The sequence below is a fragment of the Eubacterium sp. MSJ-13 genome, from assembly GCF_018918235.1.
Classification (GTDB): domain Bacteria; phylum Bacillota; class Clostridia; order Lachnospirales; family Lachnospiraceae; genus Butyribacter.
On sequence record NZ_JAHLQE010000029.1, the window covers coordinates 18,832 to 41,893 of the forward strand.

20 protein-coding genes are annotated in these 23,062 nt (G+C 36.5%); 2 read left to right on the top strand and 18 right to left on the bottom strand.

The annotated features are described in order from the left end of the window. Positions 1-54: 54 nt before the first annotated feature. From KQI69_RS01640 to KQI69_RS01665, 6 genes are all read right to left on the bottom strand, one after another. A complete protein-coding gene (locus KQI69_RS01640; protein WP_216563542.1) occupies positions 55-690 on the bottom strand; it encodes a hypothetical protein in 636 nt (211 codons plus the stop codon). A gap of 217 nt (positions 691-907) precedes the next feature. Further along, positions 908-1,900: a Fic family protein gene (locus KQI69_RS01645; RefSeq protein WP_216563543.1), complete on the bottom strand. Its 993-nt coding sequence runs from the start codon at positions 1,898-1,900 to the stop codon at positions 908-910. Positions 1,901-2,405: 505 nt separating this feature from the next. After that, positions 2,406-3,761 (bottom strand): MATE family efflux transporter, encoded by a 1,356-nt coding sequence (locus KQI69_RS01650; RefSeq protein ID WP_253288948.1) that lies wholly within the window; start codon positions 3,759-3,761, stop codon positions 2,406-2,408. Beyond that, on the bottom strand, positions 3,754-4,203 hold the full coding sequence (locus KQI69_RS01655) for a MarR family winged helix-turn-helix transcriptional regulator (RefSeq protein ID WP_216563544.1): 450 nt from the start codon (positions 4,201-4,203) through the stop codon (positions 3,754-3,756). The genes KQI69_RS01650 and KQI69_RS01655 overlap by 8 nt, the downstream gene beginning before the upstream one ends. 243 nt (positions 4,204-4,446) lie before the next feature. Beyond that, positions 4,447-4,971, bottom strand: a complete 525-nt coding sequence (locus tag KQI69_RS01660; protein ID WP_216563545.1) for a YcxB family protein — start codon at positions 4,969-4,971, stop codon at positions 4,447-4,449. 132 nt (positions 4,972-5,103) lie between these two features. Next, positions 5,104-6,423 (bottom strand): Na+/H+ antiporter NhaC family protein, encoded by a 1,320-nt coding sequence (locus KQI69_RS01665; RefSeq protein ID WP_216563546.1) that lies wholly within the window; start codon positions 6,421-6,423, stop codon positions 5,104-5,106. A gap of 257 nt (positions 6,424-6,680) precedes the next feature. Here KQI69_RS01665 and KQI69_RS01670 point away from each other — a divergent pair, with 257 nt between their 5' ends. Then, positions 6,681-7,730, top strand: coding sequence for a PD-(D/E)XK nuclease family transposase (locus tag KQI69_RS01670; protein WP_216563547.1), 1,050 nt, complete (start codon positions 6,681-6,683; stop codon positions 7,728-7,730). A gap of 120 nt (positions 7,731-7,850) precedes the next feature. Here the strand turns inward: KQI69_RS01670 and KQI69_RS01675 are convergent, their stop codons facing one another. The 4 genes from KQI69_RS01675 to KQI69_RS01690 all read right to left on the bottom strand — a co-directional run bounded on the left by KQI69_RS01675 (position 7,851) and on the right by KQI69_RS01690 (position 11,393). Then, positions 7,851-8,531: a TIGR00266 family protein gene (locus KQI69_RS01675; protein ID WP_216563548.1), complete on the bottom strand. Its 681-nt coding sequence runs from the start codon at positions 8,529-8,531 to the stop codon at positions 7,851-7,853. 353 nt (positions 8,532-8,884) lie between these two features. Further along, the gene (locus tag KQI69_RS01680) at positions 8,885-9,820 is read right to left on the bottom strand and encodes a peptidoglycan DD-metalloendopeptidase family protein (protein WP_216563549.1); all 936 of its coding nucleotides are present in this window, start codon (positions 9,818-9,820) and stop codon (positions 8,885-8,887) included. Between the two features lie 282 nt (positions 9,821-10,102). Then, positions 10,103-10,780: an HAD family phosphatase gene (locus KQI69_RS01685; RefSeq protein WP_216563550.1), complete on the bottom strand. Its 678-nt coding sequence runs from the start codon at positions 10,778-10,780 to the stop codon at positions 10,103-10,105. Next, positions 10,746-11,393: an MFS transporter gene (locus KQI69_RS01690; RefSeq protein ID WP_253288949.1), complete on the bottom strand. Its 648-nt coding sequence runs from the start codon at positions 11,391-11,393 to the stop codon at positions 10,746-10,748. The genes KQI69_RS01685 and KQI69_RS01690 overlap by 35 nt, the downstream gene beginning before the upstream one ends. Between KQI69_RS01690 and KQI69_RS01695 the strand changes: the two genes are divergently transcribed. Further along, the gene (locus tag KQI69_RS01695) at positions 11,375-11,728 is read left to right on the top strand and encodes a hypothetical protein (RefSeq protein ID WP_216563551.1); all 354 of its coding nucleotides are present in this window, start codon (positions 11,375-11,377) and stop codon (positions 11,726-11,728) included. The genes KQI69_RS01690 and KQI69_RS01695 overlap by 19 nt on opposite strands. A 121-nt stretch (positions 11,729-11,849) precedes the next feature. Here the strand turns inward: KQI69_RS01695 and KQI69_RS01700 are convergent, their stop codons facing one another. The 8 genes from KQI69_RS01700 to KQI69_RS01735 all read right to left on the bottom strand — a co-directional run bounded on the left by KQI69_RS01700 (position 11,850) and on the right by KQI69_RS01735 (position 22,855). After that, the gene (locus KQI69_RS01700; protein WP_216563552.1) at positions 11,850-13,766 is read right to left on the bottom strand and encodes a PTS transporter subunit IIBCA; all 1,917 of its coding nucleotides are present in this window, start codon (positions 13,764-13,766) and stop codon (positions 11,850-11,852) included. Positions 13,767-13,788: 22 nt separating this feature from the next. Next, positions 13,789-15,450, bottom strand: a complete 1,662-nt coding sequence (locus KQI69_RS01705) for an alpha-glucosidase (RefSeq protein ID WP_216563553.1) — start codon at positions 15,448-15,450, stop codon at positions 13,789-13,791. After that, the gene (locus KQI69_RS01710; protein WP_216563554.1) at positions 15,450-16,301 is read right to left on the bottom strand and encodes an HAD family hydrolase; all 852 of its coding nucleotides are present in this window, start codon (positions 16,299-16,301) and stop codon (positions 15,450-15,452) included. Before KQI69_RS01710 ends, KQI69_RS01705 begins: the two co-directional genes overlap by 1 nt. A gap of 141 nt (positions 16,302-16,442) precedes the next feature. Beyond that, entirely contained in the window at positions 16,443-17,198 is a 756-nt protein-coding gene (locus tag KQI69_RS01715; RefSeq protein WP_216563555.1) for a MurR/RpiR family transcriptional regulator, read from the bottom strand. A gap of 61 nt (positions 17,199-17,259) precedes the next feature. Next, entirely contained in the window at positions 17,260-18,027 is a 768-nt protein-coding gene (locus KQI69_RS01720; protein ID WP_216563556.1) for a MurR/RpiR family transcriptional regulator, read from the bottom strand. Positions 18,028-18,205: 178 nt separating this feature from the next. Beyond that, entirely contained in the window at positions 18,206-20,059 is a 1,854-nt protein-coding gene (locus tag KQI69_RS01725; RefSeq protein WP_216563557.1) for an ABC transporter ATP-binding protein, read from the bottom strand. Beyond that, positions 20,052-22,373: an ABC transporter ATP-binding protein gene (locus KQI69_RS01730; RefSeq protein ID WP_216563558.1), complete on the bottom strand. Its 2,322-nt coding sequence runs from the start codon at positions 22,371-22,373 to the stop codon at positions 20,052-20,054. Before KQI69_RS01730 ends, KQI69_RS01725 begins: the two co-directional genes overlap by 8 nt. 35 nt (positions 22,374-22,408) lie before the next feature. Continuing rightward, a complete protein-coding gene (locus KQI69_RS01735; protein WP_216563559.1) occupies positions 22,409-22,855 on the bottom strand; it encodes a MarR family winged helix-turn-helix transcriptional regulator in 447 nt (148 codons plus the stop codon). Positions 22,856-23,062 lie beyond the last annotated feature (207 nt).

The following is a 23,062-nucleotide window of genomic DNA, read 5'->3' on the forward strand; positions in this document are numbered from 1 at the left end:
TCTCATTATTGCCTTTTGCGTTGTAAAATTTATAACATTTTCAATTCTTACATTTTACTGCTTTTTGCATTGTATCCCTCGCACCCGAAGCAGCATGAATATCCCTATTATCGTACTGACACACCCCATCAAAAGTCCCATTATTCCATTTGAAAATGATGGGTCATAGTCTGCAACATCTTCATGTGTAAAAGAAAGAAGTGCAGTCTGTGTCAACACCAGTGAAATCAATGAAGCTGCAAGGCTCACCATCTTTAACGCATGATATAATAATTCTTTATTTTTGCGTTCAACGATAACACCACGGATATTCAGTCCTATTTCAGTAAATGTGAATGTTGCAATCGCAAGTCCCACGTTAATCCCATAATGTGGAACTTCCGGCTTAAATAAAAGTCTTGTTGAATATATGGCGTAAAGCACACTTGCCACAATCAATATTATACCAGTCAGCCGATAATGTGCATACTGTTTTTCCCTGCTCTTACCTATTCCCTTTAATGCACACATTTTTGCGATTACCATGCCAAATGTGTAAAAAGCACTAACACAGGTAAAAAATGATAATGAAATCAATCCAACTATCAGCTTTCCTAAACCTACAACGAAATTTCCAATACAGGCAGCCCCCGTTATATGTAAAGAATATTTATTATTGATACTTTTTATTCTAATAAAAAAATTTCCCATGATATGCACCTCTTTTAGCATATATCATAGGAAATTTATGTTTATCTTATATTTGAGTTTTGTTTCAGAATTGTTAATTCTTATATATTTTCTTACGCACTAACTTATGTACTTTGTTACCCAATTATACACAAATTTTTAGAACATTAAAACCCACTAACCCAAAAGTCAAGCGGATATTCGCAATCCGTTCTGCCACTTACTCATAACACTCTTTTCAGACCTTTACATAACGCTGGTTTCTGCTTTTAGGCTTATCAGGAATAGTCATTCGCACCAAATTTAACTCCATTGCCGGATGAAGATAATTCCTGCGGAAACCATCTTTTGATTTTAGTCCAAGTTTTTCCATAAGTTTACTGCTTGTATATGGCACATCATAATCCATTATCTCAAGCAGTTTTTCTACCTTTTCTGGAATCTGCATACTATCATCATCAATCTGCAATGAAAGTTCATCTAATATCTTATCAATCTGAGATAACATAAATTCAATAAAAAAAGTAGACTCACCATCGACATGGCACTTTGTAATTGCATTATAATAATCATCCTGAAATTTTTCAATCTGACTTTCAATAGGAATATATTCAAACATTGCTTTCCATTTTGATAATATAGCAGTATGCCACAATCTTGCCATTCTGCCATTGCCGTCTGAGAACGGATGAATAAATACAAACTCATAGTGAAATATACTGCTCAATATCAATGGATGGATTTCTCCACGAACCCTTTTCATCCAATCAAAAAGCTGAGTCATCAACTGTGGAACCAAATGAGCCGGCGGAGCCATAAAAATACACTGCTCACCATTAAATACTCCTTCTTCCCCATGACGAAATTCACCTGATTCATCTACAATATATTTTGTCATAATTCCATGAAATCGTTTTAAATCTGCAATACTATACGGATTTATTTCTGAAATTTTTTCATATGCATCATAAGCATTTTTTACTTCCTGTATCTCCTTTAGCTCTCCAAATACAAGTTTTCCATTTATAACATCCCTGACCTGTTCAACAGAAAGCGAATTTGCCTCGATTTTTAAAGAAGAATGTATTGACCTGATCCTATTATTTTTTCTAAGATGTGGTTTTGCTTCCATGTCACTTATAAATGTAATGCGTCCAATCTTCTCAGAAATAGCCGCTACATAAGATAACATACTGTTCGTAATTGTAAATGGCGGATTATAATCACCCATACTACACCTCCAGCCTGTGTACTAATTTGCACACTAACATATATATTAACTTACATACTTTCCTGCATAACAAGTTTGTGTCAAGTGTGCGCAGACACAAATCTTGTGTGTGAAAAATCGGATTTTTATAAAATCCTGCATATATGGATTTTTCACACTACATACATACTAACTTGCGTACTTTCTTACATATTAACATACATACTAACTTACACACTTTCATGTATATTAAAATATGCATATGTGCTAACTTACGCACTTTTTTGTACATTAACATACACACTAACTTGCATACTTTCTTACACATTAACATACATATTAACTTGCGTACTTTCTTTCTCAATTATACACAAATTCTCAGAATATTAAAACCACAGAACCTTGATTATCCGCCATATGATAATTATAGGTATCGAATAATACCACTTTTATATCAAATCCTCTTTTTATAACAGTTCAATCTTTCATTTGTTACATTCATAAAACCGCAAGCCCAAAATCAAATTCAATTCTGCGATTGAACAGCACTCTCTTTCTTACTCATATATATAAAAAATATAACATTCAAAACAATTCCCACAACCGTTGATGTTGGTGCTGCAAGTCCGATATTTGTAAGGCTTGCGTTAGGCTGGATACTCATGATATAAGCCATTGGCAGACGCACCAGAAGTGTCTGTGTAAGTCCCTGTATCATTACCCATAATGTCTTATTGTTTCCGTTAAAATAACCTACCATACTGAACAATACGGCTGTCACTATCGTTTCAGGTGCAAAGCCTTTCAAATATTCAAATCCCTTTTGTATAACTGCGGCATCATTTGAAAAGCATCCGGCAAGGATATCGCCCTTAAACATTACTATACAAAATACAACACATCCAAATGCAACACCGACTCCAATTCCTGTAAACATCGCCTGTCTTGCTCTTTTTTTGTTTCCTGCACCGACATTCTGCGATACGAAAGAAGCCATTGACTGCATAAGTGAACTTGGTATCAACATTGCAAAGTTTACTATCTTGCAGGCAACTCCATAGCCTGATGATGCTTCAAGACCAAGCCTGTTTACAAATGCACAGAGTGCCAGAAACGAAAGCTGTGTCAAGAACTCCTGCAATGCCAGCGGCAGACCTATTTCAAGGAATTTACGGCACTGTTTGTTTAATCCAAAATCTGATTTTGATATTGAAAATGGAAGTTTTTTCTTGACTAGCATCACAATCGCACATACAACGCTTACTGCCTGAGCAAGAACGGTTGCGAGTGCCGCACCTGCCGCATCCATATGAAGTCCTGCTACCAGAAGCATATCACCAACAATATTTACAATACAGGCAACAAGTACAAATATCAATGGTGACCTGCTGTCACCAAGTCCTCTGAAAATAGCTGCAAGCACATTATAGGCAACTATAAAGAATATTCCGCTGCCACAGATACGGACATAAACCGTTGTCAGACTGACTGCTTCCGTTGGTGCCTGCATCAGAACTGAAATAGGTTTTGCAAAACATACCATAAGAATAAACAAGCCTATTGATATTATCGTAAAGACAACAGCAGCCCCGCCAATTACCTCGCCTATCTGCTCCGTTTTTTTCTCTCCAATATATCTTGCTATAAGAACCGTAATACCCATAGCAAACTGTGTAACAACAAATGTCACAAGATTAAGCACCTGACTTCCTGTTGATACCGCTGAAAGTCCTGCTGTCGAGCCAAATCTTCCAACGACAAGAAGGTCTACTGCACCGTAAGCCGCCTGCAAAACAAGTGCTCCTAAAATCGGAAGCATAAACCAGAACAATTTCTTTAATATACTTCCCTGCGTAAAATCTGTTTTATCATTACTACTCAATCGTAACACTCCTCTCTGACATTACTTTGTAAAGTTTTTCAATAGTCCTTATCGTACATTCCGCATCTTCCTCCGAAATATCTTCAAGAAGCGGAAGTAATCTGTTAAAATACTGCTCACTATATACCTGCAACATATGTCTTCCCTCATCTGTAACAGTAATATAGGTAACACGACCGTCAATCTCGGAAGTCTGTTTGTGAAGATAACCTTTTGTCTCCATCTCTTTTACAGTGCGTGTCACACCCGGACGCGGAATATCAAGTGCATCACTTATATCTGATACCTTTACACTTACACCCTGTTGTCCCAATGACTCAACTACATCCAGATAGTGGATATATGACGGTGTAACCCCCTTTGGAAGTGGAGGAAGTAAATCTCTTGACCGCTTTGCCAGATAGCACGCATCAAACATTGCTTTTATCTTTTCGATAGTCATGATAAAACCTCTTTCCTATGCTTTTTTAATATCCATAGCGTAATTTTTTAATTACCGTTCATCAACAAGCTGTACTTCTGCTGTTATGCTATGTGTCTTTTAAAAACAAAAAGCCAATATAATTACCTCTGTTAATTACCATAGATAACTATATTGACTTTTTCTTATTTTGTCAATACAAACTTTTTAATTTTTAAATAAATTGCAACAGCTCAGCCTTGAATCTCCATATTGAATTTAATTTTACGCCCTAACAAATGATTGCGATAATTTTTTCTTAATATCCCTCAATTCATTATCCTCAAAACATCTCTCAGGCAGTATAAATGCCTGCATTGCACCATAAAATATGTAGATATAACCTCTCTCCTCATAAACACTAACAATATCATTATACTTAACTACAGTCTTATCCTGTCCGCAAGTCTCAACGATATTATCATCCAAAAACTCAATTACAGCCTTATCATGATAAGGAAGTTTTCCGTCACTTTTCATTTTTATGATATTCTTCCTGATATTCCTACGCATCATCAAAGGCACGAAAAACCACCATAAAACAGCTACTAAAACCGCAATACCAATCACTGTCAGTATAAGCCCTGTTTCAATATTGATAATGAGCAATGCCAAAACAAAAACAAACATAGCAACAGGAAAAGAAATTCTTGTAGCTAAAAGAGAATACTTTCCTATCTTTGAATGTTTCAGATATGAGTAATTAAATTCAATATAATCGTTGTCATTTAAATCAATGTTATACTTCATAAAAAACCTCCCTGCTTTCGTTTTTTATATTATTGTAAGGTTCAATAGCAGCCAGCAATCTATGGAGATAAAATCCCCAATCAAGCGGATATTCTCAATCCGCTCTGCTACTGCTCATAACACTATTAGCTGCTACCGCAGCATATCAGAAGGGACCTTAATCCCAATCCAAATCAAAGAACTAATTAAAAGAAAAAGTGGATAGAACATATATGGAATAATATCAAATGCTGATATACTTTTTCCCAGTTCCGTAACTGCCGATATTGCAACAAGCATCTGCGCTCCGTAAGGCAAAATCCCCTGTGTTATGCAGGAAAATGTATCAAGCAGTGATGCCGTTTTTTTCGGTGTGATCTCATATGTCTGTGCCATTTCTTTTGCGATAGGATTTGCCATTACGATAGCCACTGTATTATTAGCAGTCGCTATATCCATAGCACCGACTAAAATTCCCATGCCAAGCTGTCCGCCCCGTTTTCCCTTGAATACATGATGTATTCCCTCTAAAAGAGCATCAAAACCGCCATATGCACGAATCAACGCACATAGAGCAGCTACAAGAACCGCCACGATACAGGTTTCAAACATACCCGATACACCATTTCCCATATTTGTAACAAGTTCCACAGCAGAAGTCTGTCCCGTAATTAACATTATAAATGCCCCTGATACGATACCTGTTAGCAGTACAACAAACACATTCCAGCCAATTATCCCGCCTATCAATACAAGTACATACGGTATTATCTGTACCAGATTGTAATTATGATGTACACTTCCGTTTATATCGGTATTCAACGATAAAAATCCGATGAGAATAACAGTCACAACAGCCGCCGGAAATGCAATCCAGAAATTCTGCCTAAATTTATCTTTCATAGCACAGCCCTGTCCATTACATGCTGCAATAGTCGTGTCTGAAATAAATGACAGATTATCTCCAAACATAGAGCCACCCATTACCGCAGCCACGCAAAGCGGCACTGAAAAACCTGAAGCGTCCGCAACCGCAACTGCAATCGGTGTTATAAGTGTTATCGTCCCAACGGAAGTTCCCATTGCGACAGACACAAAACATGCCACAATAAAAAGAACAATCACTGCAAATCGTGCAGGAATCAACTGCAGCATAAAATATGCAACACTTTCCGCACTGTCCCGCCCTACAACACCAACAAACACTCCGGCTGTCAGAAATATAAGCAGCATTGTTATTATATTTTTGTCTGCCATTCCCTGCGCCATAATCTCCAGTTTTTCATCAAAAGATACTTCTCTGTTTTGCAGACAGGCAGTTAAAATCGCCACCAAAAAAGCTACGATTATCGGAATATTATAAAATCCCATAGGAATTTTCATGATATATTCAAATACGATTCCAAGCCCCAGATATAATACCAAAAATACAAAAATCGGCAAAAGTGCCACAGGATTTGCTTTCCTTTTCATGTTCTATCCTCATTTCTAAATACAATTTATATATTTCCGTTTTTATATTTAACTATTTTTAGGTTGTTCTGTCAAGGATGCGATATTACAAAAAGAACCATCTATGCCAAATATCTCAAAACTATACAAATATCGAAATCAGACGATAACAAAACGTGTTTAGTAAGATTAGACATACACAAAACTTGATATTTCTTGCCTTAAATTTAATTTTTGTGTATATTATTATTAAATAACTACAAGGGAGGAGGTCATTTTTGAATACAGAACTTAAAAATTCAATAACTGCTACTGATAAAGAAGCTCAGTACGATGAAAGTGCAAAAAGACTACTTGGTCAGAAAATCATTCTTGCACATATATTAGCAAAAACAGTCCCTGAATTTACATACATGAAACCTACAGATATTGTCCCTCTCATAGAGGGCGAGCCGTATATCAGCTCAGTTCCTGTTGACATCGGACTTACAAACACCGAAAAAGAAATTAACGGTGAACGCATTGTAGGTCTAAACAGTGAAAATGCAGAAATCAACGAGGGCATGATAAGATTTGACATTATTTTTTATGTACGGATGCCGTCAAAAAACAACGCAACAGACAAAAATACAGCAGACAAAGAAAACAAATTATCACAAATAATCATAAATGTAGAAGCTCAAAAATCAGAGCCAAAGAAATACGACATTTTAAACAGGGCAATCTTTTATGTTAGCAGAATGATTTCCTCGCAAAAAGAGCGTGATTTTGAAAATTCAGACTATAATAATATTAAACAGGTCTATTCAATCTGGGTTTGCATGAATATGCCTGAAAACAGTATGAGCCACATTCATCTTACAAAAGATGACCTAATCGCCAATCACAACTGGCAGGGAAACCTTGACCTGTTAAATATAATTATGATTGGTTTGTCAAATGATCTCCCACCGCATGATGAGACTTACGAAATGCACCGTCTTTTAAGTGCATTACTTTCAATAGATTTATCAGTAAATGAAAAATTAGACATTATAGGAAATGAATATGATATTCTTGTCGAAAATAATTTAAGAGAGGATGTGAATGTTATGTGCAACTTAAGTCAAGGTATAAAAGAAGTGGGCATTGCCATCGGCAAGGCTGAGGGCAGGGCTGAGGGCAGGGCTGAGGGCAGGGCTGAGGGCGAAGCAACTGCTGAAGCCAAAATAGTCCTAAACATGCATAACAACGGACTCACTCCTGAACAGATAGCTGCTTTTACCAACAAAAAAATTGATGATGTAAAAGCTATCATAGCCGGCAAAATTCCAGTTTCGGTTGATTAAAATAACTATTTTGTAATACCCCCATACCCTAATTAAAAAACTGTGGACTTAATTATCTTTTAAAAATCTTAAAAGATAAAAATCCGCAGTTTTTTTTAACAGATACCAACTCCACAAAAACTACTTAGACGGAATCCTGCTTGCAATCCTTCCCGCAAAATCATTAAAGTTCTGCGTCTGGAGTATAACTTTTCCAGGTCCTACAAGTTTTGTGAGGAAAAGGCCCTCTCCCCCGAGGAATATGTTTTTAAGACCTTTTACTGTCTCAATCTCATATGTTACAGTCTTCTCAAAGCCTACCACATTACCTGTGTCAACTTTTATAACTTCACCCGGTGCAAGTTCCTTGATAACTTTATCACCATCAATTTCAAGAAATACCATACCTGTTCCGGTGATGTCCTGAAGTATAAAACCTTCACCTCCAAAGAAACCTGACGAAAATCTCTTTGTAAATGCAACCGACAGGTCTACTGTAGGCTCAGCACAAAGAAATGCTCCTTTCTGGCAGATAAATCCACCTGTTTCACCGATATTTATAGGAAGAACCTCACCTGCAACTGTCGATGCAAATGCAATCTCTGCTCCCGCTTTAGTTGCTGTATATGTTGCCATAAATAATGATTCACCTGCAAACATACGACCAACGCCTTTTAAAAGACCGCCCTTCGTATTTGTGTCCATCTTAATCCCCTCTGTCATCCATGCCATACCTCCTGACTGTGTATACATAGACTCTCCCGGTGAATCAAAAAGCACCTCCACTGCCGGCATTGTGTTTCCTACTAATCTGTACTGCATAACTCCCTCTCTTTCCGCACTCTAAGTGCATCAAATTTTTATTTCCAATAATATTATTGTAGATTTTATCAGGCTATAATCTACTGCCTAACAAACACAATATATGGAAACTTTTTTCAACCAACTTCTTTATTATATTAACAGATATTAACATTTATGAAAAGAGATTTATAAAATGCCTGCCAAATTATATTTATTAGTACCATTCAATCACAAATCTTATATTTTCTGTCAATCTTTGCCTAAATAAATAAATTTGTAAAATTAGACACAATTAAAAATAACTGTTGCACTGTACATAAAAAATATATACAATGCAACAGTTAGAAATATTATAAAATCCAAAAAATTATTTACTTCAAAAGCAGCAGTGGATCTACACTCTTTCCGTTTTCCTTAACCTGAAAATAAAGATTAGTTCCCTCTACCGTATAATATTTCGTAGGTTTTGCTATGTGACCTACTATATCACCTTTGGCAATTTTCTGACCGTTTTTTACATTTAAGTTTTTAAGCTGTCCGTATATGGCTTCATATCCGTTTCCGATATCAACGGTTACCGTTGTTCCCGTTTCATCACTTGTCTTTATGCTTTTTACAACACCTGCTGCCGCAGCTTTTACATTTTCGTCAGCTTTTGCTGATATAACTATGGCAGGATTTACTTTATACTGTGCAAGTGTCTTAAAATAAACGGTATTGCTGTCACTGAATTTAAGGATTATGTCCTTTTCACTGCTTCCGACAGGCCATATCATACCTTTTTCTGCGTCAAACTTAATAGAATCATCTTTTGACATCGTGCTTACCGCTTTATTTTTCTTTGTATCTTCATTATTTTTTATGTTATTATCCTGACCTTTTGCGTCTGTGCCTTTCTTTTTGTCATCTGTTTTAGCTGCTACATTTTTATCATCTGCACCAGCATTACTGTTGTCCTTGTCCGCTTTACTTTCTGCTTTTGCATCTTTTAATTTTTCTCTTGCACTTTTAATATCAGTTTTCTTTTTAATATTTTTAACAGCTCCCGAACCTGCCGCTACCGTTTTATTTTCTGTACTTTTGCCTGCTGCATTATCTTTTTTATCTGATGAAGTTTTTGTCTTATCATTTGTATCTGCTGATTTTGTACCTGTTGATGAGTCCGAAAAAAGCTTTGTCCCGTCATTCTGCGGTGCTTTATTCATCTTGTAATATACCCCGCCTATTCCAAGGCCGCATACAAGTGCAGCACATAATGACACACAAAGCCCTTTTTTCTTAAAGTTGTTTTCCTTATTATCATACATACGGCAATCCCTCCATTAGTTACTTGTTCACACCTACGGTGTGACTGGCAACGATTTAAGAAAACAGACACCTTAATGCCATTACTGTTCACCCTTGCAGTGTGACCAGTAATGATTTCAGCCCAATCAAAATGCATCCTCGATGCATGGGGCTGAAATCCTCTAAAGCCCATTCATTGGCGTATGCCTGACAGCTAATGTCAGGCATACGAATGAACAATAACTCAATGCCATCAAGTTGTCTGATAGTATCTGTTATTATTATTAACAGATTTATTTTTTTTATTCAAAATCATTGTTTAAAATATTGATTGCCTCAATAAGATCATCACATATATGTCCACAGATTTCTCTTATCTGCTCTGACGGTGAGATAAGGTCGGGAACCATTACCGTTATACAGCCTGCTGCCACACCTGCGCGTATTCCGTTTTCACTGTCCTCAAAAACATAACAATCCTGTGGCCTGCATCCGATTTTTTCTGCCGCCAGCAAAAATATATCCGGTTCAGGTTTTCCATGTTTTACATCTGTTCCGCTTACAATTTCATCAAAATATTTTTCCAGCTCTGAATTAACGAGATTTTGTCTTATCTGTTCTTTTGAGCTGCTGCTTGCAACTGCAAGTTTAACATGTTTTTTCTGAAAAAAATCAAGAATTTCATCAATGCCTTTTTTCTTAGGCACATATATTTCCAGCTTCTTTCTTACTCTGCTCATGCAATCTTTCATGATGATACTGCCATCTGCAACACCATAATGTTTTTCTATTACATGACACATATATTCTCCATTTGTTCCCGAAATATCCTTTACGAATTTATCACTAAGTTTTACTCCGTTTTCATCCGCTATCTCATGCCATGTCTGCTGAAAAACCTTTTCAGTGTCAAACATCAGTCCATCCATATCAAAAATCGCACCTTTATGATTCATATGCCAGTTTGCTTCTCCTCTCATCTAATTCCTGTGTCATCGTATCACGAATACTATCAAGTTTGTAAAAATATGTCAATACTGCTATTATCACGCAGAGCACGATTGGAATCCATATAAAACAGATTTCTATATAAGAAAGTGCTTTTGTTGTCTGAACTGCATTTGCCACATATCCTCCATTTTTGAGAAATGCACCGATAATAAAACTTGTAAGTCCCATACCACCTTTTACAAAAAATCCCTGAAAAGCAGCGATAAGACCTGCAACGCTTGAATTTTTCTTATACTCTGAATAATCAATGACATCAGGCTGCATCGAGAATGTTATACCGAATATTCCATATATTCCAAGACCTGTGATAACAAGTCCAAGAAGTAAAAATACGGCAGAATTTTTTCCGATAAATATCATAAGGTCGCCTGCTATATATAATGCAACGCTCATAAACATAAGGTTTCTCTTACTGAATTTCTTTTCAAGTGAAGGAAGTGCAAGTAACATTGGAAGTCCTGATAAGATTCCAAGTATTCCAACTAATGAAAGCCACTCTGTTCTTCCGAGATTATATTTAAAGTAATATAATACAGTTATGTTACTGTGGAAAACATGGCTGTATGGACACTTTATGCTCAATAAATGCACTCCTTAATGAAGATGAATCGCTTGACAGCTTTTTTGAAAAAGTAAGAAACGATGACGAAGAAGCATCAAAACGCTGGCAGACATACCTGTATAATCTGGCAAAATCCATAAATATGCTCCATCTCATCTATGATACCGACTTTATTTTGGGCGGCTATCTTGCTCCTTATCTTTTGGAAAAAGATATTTCATATATCCATGAGGAGATAAGAAAAATGACACCATTTCCTGAATCTCCTGACTTTTTGCAGATAAGCAAGATGCCAAAGCATAATATAACTATAGGTGCGGCACTTCCGTATATTCAGGATTTTTTGAGTGAGTAAATTTCAGACATAAGGCAGACTTTATTCAAGCTGAAAAATATTCAAAAAGAAATCCCCCACTTCTATTGCTCTACGCAATACAAGAGGGGGATTTAAATATTCATTGTCGTCTGACTGATTATTATTTTATCTTTGCAACATTATCTCCATCGCAAACATCTCCCATTTTAATAATTTCAACATTTTCGCCTGATGTAATTACTACAATAACAGTTGTCTGTTTGCCTGCTTCTTTTACCTTTTGCAGATCAACCTGTACCAGTTCATCTCCACATTTTACTTTCTGTCCGTTTTTTGCAATTGCACGAAATCCTGTACCATTCATATCAACCGTATCAATTCCTATATGTATTAAGATTTCAGTTCCATTTTCCGACATAAGACCAACAGCATGACCTGTATCATACATTAATTGAACAGTTCCATCAACCGGTGATTTTATCACTCCATTTTCAGGCTCAATCCCAAATCCATCTCCAAGTACCTTTGCCGAAAATGTAGGATCTTTTACATCTTCTAATGCTATGATTTTTCCTGAAACAGGTGATTTTATTTCGTCAGCCGTCTTATTTTCTAAGATTTCTTCTGTCTTTTCACCGCTTACGCTAAATTCGTTCACATCTTCGTCCGCAGCTAATGCCTCCTCCGGTATTCCAAACATATAAGTCAAAGTAAAACAAAGAGCCACTGAAGCGATTGAAATAATAAGATACCATAACAATTGTCTTCCCTCATAAATGTACATAAGGTAAGAAGGTAATACTGCAAGTCCATAAGAATTTGACTGTATATTTAATATTGATAAAGCGGCAGCTCCCAAACCCGATGTACATAACATTATCAATAAAGGTTTTAAGTTATATCTTAACTGAATACCAAATAACACAGGTTCACTTATACCAAACAACTGTGACAGCATTGCACCAATGCTTGTCTGACGGACAGTTGTATTTTTTGATTTTACGAAAAATGCAAGACAGGTTCCAACATTTGCAAAGCCATACATTGCACATAAAGTTATAACCGGATTAAATCCAGTATTTGCAAGTAATGATGTTTCTATCATTGTATATGTATGATGAAGTCCTGTTATAACAAGTAACGGATATGTTGCTCCGATTATAAATCCTCCGATTCCAAATGGAAGATGTACTAAAAACTCCACAATGCTTACGAGTTTTAATTCTACAATGTGCATTACAGGTCCGACACCAAGTATAACTACTAAAAATGTAACCAGCATAACTACAAATGGTGTCATTATAAGATCAAGTGCATTAGGCATTATCTTTCTTAATTTCTTCTCAAGTTTTGCACCTATAAAAGCCGTAACTATAGCTGTCAGCACACTTCCTTGACATCCAACGATAGGTATTTTGCCAAATGCCATAACCGCACTTACACCACTGTCCGGATTTGCCACTGAATACGCATTTGGAAGTATCGGAGATACAAGCATCAGTCCAAGTACCATACCTATCACAGGTGTACCTCCAAACACTTTAAATGCCGACCAGCATATGATTGCCGGCAAAAATGAAAATGCAGTTTCTGTCAATACATTTACCAGCGTAACTATATAGTCAGGAATCACATCAGTTGATGCTCCAAATACACCTAACACATTATCGTTAAATACACATCCCTTTAAACCGAGAAACAATCCCGTCGCTGCTATAACCGGTATTATAGGAATAAATATATCACCAAGAACACGCATTAAACGCTTTATTCCCGTTTGCTGCTTTTTTATAACTTCATCCTGTTCCTGTTTTGTAAGTGTGTTAATGCCCAGATTTTCTATTTCTTCATATACCTTATTGACAATTCCCGTTCCAAGAATTATCTGAAACTGCCCTGCATTGAAAAAAGTTCCCTTAACAAGTGCCAGTTTCTCCAGCTTTTTTACATCTATGGAATCTTTATCTTTTACTATTATACGCAGTCTTGTAGCACAATGAGTAATTGATATTATATTTTCTTTTCCTACGATTTTTATTATATCTTCTGCCGCATTTCTGTAATCATTTTCATTCATAACCTCAATCTCCTCTCTTTATCTATCTAAACAGCACCGTCTGAAACGGTTTTAAAATTAAATAACCATTTTTAAATTCAACCTCCTGCATATTTTCCCAGACAACTTCAATTTCTTCTCTGCCGATTTTTTCTGTAACAGTTTCCGAACTAAAATTAAACCAGCATTGTATAGAAATATCATCAGTATATCTTTTATATGCAATCACATTTTCAGAACTTTCAACATGTTCTATATCACCATATATCAGACAATCTCTGTATGCCCCGTTCTGTCTGAAGCTGATCATATCTTTATAAAATGAATATATACTTTCCTTTTGTGACATCTGTTTTTCTGCATTTATATCCGGGTATTCCTCCGTCATCGCAAGCCAAGGTTCACACTTTGAAAATCCGCCATATTTTTCATTATTCCATGGAAATGGTGTTCTCGAATTGTCCCTGCTTCTGAGATTTATCACTTTTAATGCTTCTTTTTCGGACAACCCTTCATCAATTGAACGATAATACTGGTCAATGCTTGATATATCATTAAATTCTCCTATATCTTTTCTGTCAAAATTAACCATTCCAAGTTCCTGCCCCTGATAAATAAATGGCGTTCCCCTGAGAAAGAAATACATTGCTGCCAATGTTTTTACTGCATCAGGATTGTTCTGATTTTCTTTTAAATATTTTGTCGCTGCTCTCGGCTGGTCATGATTTTCAATAAAATTTGCTCCCCATCCATATTTTTGCAATGCCATCTGGCTCTCCATGATTTTTTTGTTGAAATCTTTAATCGTCCACGAAATCCTCTTAAACCATTCACTTCCTGATGCAATATCAAGATCTGCATATCTGAAATCAAAAATCATTGAAAAATATCCGTTATCCCCGATAAATTCATCCAATTCATCATATGAAACACCGGGGGCTTCAGCGACTGTGACACAATCATATCTGTCAAATGTGTTTTCTTTTAATTCATTTAAAAATGTGCCTATCCCCTTTTGATTTCTTGATGCTTTTGTACATTTTGCAAGACCGTCCGCACCATCCGGTTCTCTGTCAGACCATGTCAAATCTTTTTTTATAAATGTTATTGCATCAATCCGGAAACCGGCTATACCTTTGTCAAGCCACCAATTTACCATCTTATATAATTCTTCTCTCAACTCCCTGTTTTCCCAATTCAGATCAGGCTGTTTTTTTCCAAATGCATGAAAATAATATTCATCTTTGTCAGGTATTTTCTCCCAAACACTGCCACCAAACACCGAACGCCAATTGTTAGGCTCTTTTGCTCCATCTTTAAAGATATAATAATCATGATATTTACTTTCCGGCTCACTCACCGCTTTTTTAAACCACCTGTGTTCATCTGATGTATGGTTTATAACCAAATCAAGAATTATTTTTATTCCGTATTCTTTAGCTTTTTTTATAAGTTCGTCCATATCCTCCATAGAGCCAAACTCAGCAGCAATCTGCTTATAATCTGATATATCATATCCGTTATCGTCCATAGGGGACTGATAACAAGGACATATCCACAACATTGTTATTCCAAGTCCTTTTAAATAATCAAGTTTTGAAATAATTCCACGCAGATCTCCGATTCCATCACCGTTACCATCACAAAAACTTTTTGGATAAATCTGATAAACAACTTCTTCCTGCCACCATTTCTTTTCTCTCATTATTCCTCACACTCCTTTATCAATTTCCTGTTTACAAGTTCTTTATAAATTCCATCTTCCTTAACAGAACCGCAGACTGCATCAGCCGCACTTTGCGTTTTAGAACTGCTGTCCTTCATTGCAATTCCTGTTCCCGTTGCTTCAAACATTGTAATATCGTTTTCGCCATCTCCAAAACTCATACTTTCATTCTTTTTAATACCAAGAAATTCGTTCAAAAAATTTATTGCACTTCCCTTGTCACAATCAAGAGGTGTACACTCAAGCAGCCATTCCGTATCAATCTTTATAAACTGAACAACATTGCATCTGCCTTCCAATTCTTCTTTCAATTCAGCAAATGTATCCCTATCATCTACCAGACACATCTTAAATACATCTTCACCATAAGGTTCAAAACTTTTTATGTTATTTTCATACAAAAATCTGTTTGCACTCATAACATTCTCTTTTTCTTTTTGTGAAAGCTGCATTGTTTTCTGATTAAATGAATTTTTATGTATTTTAGCAGCCCACTCATTCATATAAACATTGTCCTTAGTTTCAATCGTCATTCCTTTAAGCTGTTTTCGCTCAATCTTATCAAGCATATTTAAGACAAGTGAAACAGGTAAAACATTTTCTTTAAGAAGTTTATCCTTAAATGTTACACAACATCCTCCGCCATATATTAAACCGTCTGTTTTAAGATTAAATATATCCTGCTGAATACTTCCGACATTTCTTCCGGTACACACAACCGTGAATATGCCATTTTTTTTACATTCATTTATCATATACTTTGTCTTTTCTGATACGCCTGAATTTTCATCTCTTAATGTTCCGTCAATATCAAAATATATAATTTTCATACCGTCTGTTCACTCCTTTATTTGCTGTCTTTATTTTATCTGAGGTCATAGTAGCAAAATAAAAGAGGCAATTCAATAAAATTGCCTCTTTTAAAAAGTATGTGCATATTTTGTTCAATATTTCATTTTTTGAAACTTTGTTCACACTTGTTTTGCTGCCAGATAATTTCTATATGCAATATAAAACAGTTCAATAAGAATAAAATATGGCGTAGACGATTCATATTCACCATAGTTTTTAATATTCATGCTGACCGACTCTATATACAGATTTTCCGTACAGCAGGTCGACAGCGTATTATTGCTCATCCTTGTAACTGATACAACAAATGCTCCTTTAATGCTAAGTTTTTTAGCAAGATTTATCATATATTCCAATTCTCCCGATAAAGAAAACAGAAATACAACATCATTTTTGTTTATGTTTTTTTCTATGGCATTTACCATATCATGTCCATGCAGATTTATAAATGTTTTATGCGGCAGAAAAATGCGTTTCATTTCACTTGCGGCATGAGCCTGTGAAGAACCACTTCCATAGACGATTATACGCTCTGCATTATATAAAGCATCAAATATTTTTGTATAATCATGCTTTTTAAAATCATCTATCATCTTGTGGTAACTCCCAGTCATTCTGTTTATCGTATCATCTTCACTATGCCCTGTATCATGTTCTTCCATCTGAACCATCGCCTTTAATTCCTTAAAACCTGACAGACCGAGATGTTTCGCAAATCGAACCATCATAGTTTTTGATACTCCGCAGTTCTTAGCAATATTGTCAATCGGACAATTACAAAACTCTTTTTTATGCTCATAAAAATATTGACAAATATAACGCTCATTTTCACTTAAATCTTTATATTTTAAATTGATCAGTTCCTCAATCCTCATATAATACCTCAATCCTTATCCATACACTTAAAATCATTTCCGGCACTAATACAACGAATAATTAATTTTTCGTTGTACTGGTTTTGTTTTCTTTTAATTCCAGATATTTAGCTGACAATATATCAAGCAATATATAAAATGCCGTAATCATCTCATATGAATCCTGTTCATCTTTACTTAACAGTTTTGTTCCTACATAGAGATTATTTTCGGTTATCCTTGCAAGTGAATTGTTATTCCACCTTGTAACAGAAAGCGTGTGAATTTTCGTTTCACATACCATCCCCATAATGTCAAGCACTTCCTTATTTTCTCCTGACAGGGAAATAGCAATAAACAGGTCTTTATCTGAAAATTTTTTGGCAGCAAACTCTATCTCACCATAATCAAACAGATCAACGCACCATTTTCCCATTATAAGAAAAATGCGTTTAAATTCCTCAGCAATAGCTTTCTGCTCATTTCCTGTTCCATAGAGATATATTGTATCTGCCATATAAATCTGCCCGCATATCTCGTTATAATCATATTTTTTGATAGTTTCTATCATATTATGATAATCTTTTGCAACAGATTCCATATCAACCCGGCTCTTTGCCGTCATATCCATTTCCTGTTTTAATACAATCTGAAATTCCATATAAGATGACATTCCAAGTTTTTTTATAAGCCTTATAAGAGTAGCTCTCGATACTCCCAACAGCTTTGCTGTTTCCGTACTGTTTTTCTGTTGAATGTCATTTTTATTCTGCCTTATTTTCCGGACTGCATTTTTTTCTGTTTCTGTTAAATATAAATAATTCATATCTACCATTCTGCTAAAATTCATCTTTCCTCACTCCATATCTATAATCACTTTTATTGTACCATAAATCTGCACATACTTATAATAAAATATTATTCCTATAAAAACACAGAAACAATAAAGAGAAATGACAGTACATAAATAAATCTGAACTATCATTTCTCTTTTTATATCAATCAATATTAGTGATAATAAAACTTCCCTACGCCACAACATCCTCAAACTGTGAGTTGTAAAGATTTGCATAAAATCCGTTTGCCGCAAGAAGTTCATCATGATTTCCCTGCTCTATTATATCTCCGTCTTTCATGACAAGTATAAGGTCGGCATCACGGATTGTTGAAAGCCTGTGTGCTATTACAAAACTTGTGCGTCCTTTCATAAGATTATCCATTGCTTTCTGTATCTCTATCTCAGTTCTTGTGTCAACCGAAGATGTTGCTTCGTCAAGGATAAGTATCTTATTGTCCGCAAGAATGGCTCTCGCTATCGTTAGAAGCTGCTTCTGTCCCTGTGACACATTGCTCGCATCCTCGTTAAGTTCCATCTGGTAACCGCCCGGAAGTGTCTGAATAAAGTGATGCGCCCTCGCCGCTTTTGCCGCTGCGATTACTTCCTCGTCTGTCGCATCAAGTCTTCCGTAACGGATATTTTCCATTATCGTTCCCTTAAAAAGCCATGTGTCCTGAAGCACCATTCCAAATGCGTCACGGAGTTCACGCCTGTTAAAGTCTTTTATATTGCTGCCGTTTAATTTTATCGCACCGCTGTTTACATCGTAGAAACGCATGAGAAGTTTTACCATAGTTGTCTTTCCTGCACCGGTAGGTCCTACAATCGCTATCTTTTGTCCCGGTTTTACCTTTGCACTAAAATCGTTAATAATTATCTGCTCAGGATTGTAACCGAAATGAACATTCTCAAATGTGACCTCGCCTGTTACTTTTGAAATGTCGGCAGGATTTTCTACTATCTGCTGTTCTTCCTCCTCGTCAAGAAATTCAAAAACTCTCTCAGATGCAGCAGACATTGACTGAACCATGTTTATTACCTGTGCTATCTGCTGTATCGGCTGTGTGAAGTTCTTTACATACTGTATAAACGCCTGTATATCACCTATCGTAATTACATTTTTTATCGCAAGCATACCACCCACAAGTGCAACTGACGCATATCCCAAGTTTCCGACAAACATCATTATAGGCTGCATCATTCCTGAGAGGAACTGCGATTTCCATGCTGAGTCATACAAAATCTTGTTTGTTTTTTCAAATTCCTCAATAGTATCTTTTTCACGGTTAAATGCTTTTATTACAAGATGACCGCCGTAAACCTCCTCGACCTGACCGTTTATGTGACCGAGATACTCCTGCTGTGCACGGAAGAATTTTTGTGATTTCTTTGTCACAAGGCTTATAAGTGCAAGTGATATAGGAAGTATGATAAGTGCGATAAGTGTCATAAGTGGCGAAATACTGAGCATCATTACAAGGACACCGATAAGCGTTGCAACAGATGTGATTATCGTTGTTATGCTTTGGTTAAGTCCCTGTCCAAGCGTATCTACATCATTTGTAATGCGTGATAACACCTCACCGTAAGTGCGGCTTTCAAAATATTTCATCGGCATCCTGTTTATCTTCTCAGATATTTCCTGACGAAGTTTATAGCATACTTTCTGCGTGATGCCCGTCATTATCCAGCCCTGAATAAAGCTAAACAAAGCACTGCAAAGATAAAGACCAAGTACAACAAGAAGTATGCGTCCTATCCTGTCAAAATCAATGCTTCCCGTCCCGCTTATCTTTGCCATAAGTCCCTCAGATAATGCTGTTGTCGCTTTACCTAATATCTTTGGTCCCGCTACCGTAAAGACTGTTGAGCAGGCTGCACAAAACATTACGACAAATATTCCTGCCTTATATTTTGCGATATATTTTACAAGTGTTTTTAATGACTTCTTGAGGTTCTTAGGCTTTTCGCCCGGCTGCATACCTCTGCCCATAGGCCCTCTCCTGCGTGGCTGTGGCTTTTTAAAATGTTCCTCATTACTCATTGTCTGACACCTCACTTTCATCCATGCCAAGCTCTTTAGCTGACAACTGGGATTTTGCGATTTCACGATACACATCACAGTTTTTAAGAAGCTGTTCATGTGTGCCTTTTCCGACTACTTTTCCATCATCGAGAACAAGTATCTGCTCTGCATGTAATATTGTACTTATCCTCTGTGCAACTATGATAACCGTACTGTCCTTTACATTTTCAGATAATGCTTTTCTAAGTGCCGCGTCTGTCTTTAAGTCAAGTGCTGAAAAGCTGTCATCAAATATAAATATCTTTGGATTTTTGGCTATTGCCCTCGCTATTGCAAGACGCTGTTTCTGACCCCCGGAAACATTACTTCCGCCCTGTGCTATTGAACTCTCATATTTATCATCTTTTGCTTCGATAAATTCTGTTGCCTGTGCTATCTCGGCAGCCTTTTTTATCTCTTCATCAGTCGCATCATCATTTCCAAAACGGAGATTTGAAGCTATAGTTCCTGAGAAAAGAACTCCTTTCTGAGGTACAAAACCGATTTCTTCCCTGAGATCTGACATTGAAATATTTCTTATGTCTTTTCCGTCAAGCAATATCTTTCCATCCGAAACATCATATAATCTCGGAATAAGATTTACCAATGTTGATTTGCCGCATCCTGTACTGCCTATGATAGCTGTTGTTTCGCCCGGCTTTGCAACAAAATCAATATCGTGGAGTACATCTTCCTCTGCTCCCGGATATTTGAAGTTTACATGTTCAAATGATATTACACCGTCATGGCTTGTAAGTTTTTCGGGCTCGTCAATATCTTTAATAGAAGATTCTGTGCGTACAACCTCGTCAATACGCTCTGCTGCGACAGCCGCACGAGGAAGCATTATCGACATCATCGTAAGCATAAGGAATGACATGACTATCATCATCGCATATGTTATAAATGCAGTCATAGCACCGACCTGCATATTTCCGCCGTCAATCTTTTTAGCACCAAACCACACGATACCGACCGTAAGTATATTCATTATCATCATCATGCCCGGCATCATAAATGTCATAACCCTGTTTGTAAAAAGCATTGTTTTTGTGAGGTCTTTATTTGCCACATCAAATCTTTCCTCTTCTTTTTTCTCCCTGCCGAATGCACGGATAACTGAAAGTCCCGTAAGGATTTCTCTTGAAACAAGGTTGATATTGTCGACCAGCTTCTGCATAAGTTTAAACTTAGGCATGGCGGCTGACATAAGTATCATCACATATCCGAGTATCACGATTATCGCAAGCACGATTATCCATCCCATGCCTGCCCCTGTCTGCATAACCTTTAACACACCACCTATTCCAAGAATAGGTGCATATGCAACCATTCTTAAGAGCATGACTGATACCATCTGTATCTGCTGAATATCATTTGTACTTCTCGTGATAAGTGATGCCGTTGAAAACTTATCCATCTCGGCATTTGAAAATCCGACAACATTTTTAAATACTTTTTCCCTGAGTGTCATACCGATTCCAGCTCCGACTCTTGAAGCAAAGAAACCGACAAGCACCGTCACAACACCCATGAGAAGTGCCATTCCAAGCATCTTTAATCCCGCAAACAAAAGGTATGATTTCTGAATATGGTCAACATCGATGCCTGCCGCCTTATCACAGGAAACCGCATAGGCAACACCCATCGACTTAACAAGAGAACTTCCCATAGCATCTATGGTATCACTCATCTTATCTCTCATAGACAAAATGCTCTTTTTATCCATCTGACCGTTCTGCATCATTCCGACAAAAAGCGGTCTTGCATCAACACAGTCAACCTTGACTTTGTTTCCGTCATCATCCTCTTTTTCCTGTTTGAAGCTCTTAAGCTTAACACCGAGCGACTTGCCAAGCTGCTCGACGCTCATATTTTCAAGTTCAGACTCTTTCTTACCCATCTGACTTGCAATAGTCTTTTTAAAACTGCTGACCTCTAAAGTGCTCATCTGATAATTCATGATAAGCGGCAAGGTAAGTTTTTCGTCAGCCTCATCAAGTTCCCTATCTGACTTATCCTTAAGTTTATAAAACTTCCCATCTGCCTTATACAGACCTTTCCACAAATCTGCTTCATCATCCGTCATAATAAACTGTACCGTCTCAAACTCACTCTTTGTAAGTTTCTCAGGCACGATATGTTCAACACCGCTGTTCTGAATACCCACATCGATAATATCAGATGTGTAAGACGGAAGCGACAGATCACACCACGCCTGCACAAACAGCAGAGCAATAATGATAATAACCGTCCTCCAGTACGGAAGCATGTTTTTGAATATTTTACCCATATTGCATTTCCTCTCTATCTTTTTAATTTTCAGTTTTATTTCTTGACTTTCCTGATCTCAATCTCCTTCTGAGCAATATCATATATATTATTCAGATATGCTATAAGTTGTGAAAGTTCATTCCCATCAAGTTTTGACAAAACTGCCTCTCCGAAATCATGCATATTTTCCCTGACTATCTGCATAACTTCCCTGCCCTTGTCCGTCATCTCAACATAGGTATTTCTCCTGTCGTTTTTATTTATAGTCCTTTCAACATACCCTTTGTCCTCAAGACCTCTGATAGTTCTTGATATTGCAGACGGAAGTACATTTGTCTTTTTGGCAAGTTCAGAAACCGTTATCTTTCCATCCTCGCCCTTATCCACAATATTTCGCATCGCCCAAAAATCAGCACCGCTGACATTCGGCATCATATCTCCAAGTCTCAGTTTATGAAACTGATGCATAGCCTTAAAAAGTTCTTCAAATTTATCATTCATCATCTCACCTCACAAAAAATCATTATATTGCAAAACACTTATAATGTAATGCTGACAACATGTAAAATATAACATTGTATATCATGTAACATACACAATATTTAACATTGTTATATATTGTGTATGTGAAATAATAACATTGTAATCAAAAAATGTCAACTACAAATTCATCATTTCCACAGACAGAAATATTATTGGTTACTGTCC

Bases quoted from the DNA above. Each gene is read 5' to 3' on its own strand.
- KQI69_RS01640 (WP_216563542.1), bottom strand. From the start codon at position 690: ATGGGAAATTTTTTTATTAGAATAAAAAGTATCAATAATAAATATTCT.
- KQI69_RS01645 (WP_216563543.1), bottom strand. From the start codon at position 1,900: ATGGGTGATTATAATCCGCCATTTACAATTACGAACAGTATGTTATCT.
- KQI69_RS01655 (WP_216563544.1), bottom strand. From the start codon at position 4,203: ATGACTATCGAAAAGATAAAAGCAATGTTTGATGCGTGCTATCTGGCA.
- KQI69_RS01660 (WP_216563545.1), bottom strand. From the start codon at position 4,971: ATGAAGTATAACATTGATTTAAATGACAACGATTATATTGAATTTAAT.
- KQI69_RS01665 (WP_216563546.1), bottom strand. From the start codon at position 6,423: ATGAAAAGGAAAGCAAATCCTGTGGCACTTTTGCCGATTTTTGTATTT.
- KQI69_RS01675 (WP_216563548.1), bottom strand. From the start codon at position 8,531: ATGCAGTACAGATTAGTAGGAAACACAATGCCGGCAGTGGAGGTGCTT.
- KQI69_RS01680 (WP_216563549.1), bottom strand. From the start codon at position 9,820: ATGTATGATAATAAGGAAAACAACTTTAAGAAAAAAGGGCTTTGTGTG.
- KQI69_RS01685 (WP_216563550.1), bottom strand. From the start codon at position 10,780: ATGAGAGGAGAAGCAAACTGGCATATGAATCATAAAGGTGCGATTTTT.
- KQI69_RS01695 (WP_216563551.1), top strand. From the start codon at position 11,375: ATGGACACTTTATGCTCAATAAATGCACTCCTTAATGAAGATGAATCG.
- KQI69_RS01700 (WP_216563552.1), bottom strand. From the start codon at position 13,766: ATGAATGAAAATGATTACAGAAATGCGGCAGAAGATATAATAAAAATC.
- KQI69_RS01705 (WP_216563553.1), bottom strand. From the start codon at position 15,450: ATGAGAGAAAAGAAATGGTGGCAGGAAGAAGTTGTTTATCAGATTTAT.
- KQI69_RS01710 (WP_216563554.1), bottom strand. From the start codon at position 16,301: ATGAAAATTATATATTTTGATATTGACGGAACATTAAGAGATGAAAAT.
- KQI69_RS01715 (WP_216563555.1), bottom strand. From the start codon at position 17,198: ATGAGGATTGAGGAACTGATCAATTTAAAATATAAAGATTTAAGTGAA.
- KQI69_RS01720 (WP_216563556.1), bottom strand. From the start codon at position 18,027: ATGAATTTTAGCAGAATGGTAGATATGAATTATTTATATTTAACAGAA.
- KQI69_RS01725 (WP_216563557.1), bottom strand. From the start codon at position 20,059: ATGAGTAATGAGGAACATTTTAAAAAGCCACAGCCACGCAGGAGAGGG.
- KQI69_RS01730 (WP_216563558.1), bottom strand. From the start codon at position 22,373: ATGGGTAAAATATTCAAAAACATGCTTCCGTACTGGAGGACGGTTATT.
- KQI69_RS01735 (WP_216563559.1), bottom strand. From the start codon at position 22,855: ATGAATGATAAATTTGAAGAACTTTTTAAGGCTATGCATCAGTTTCAT.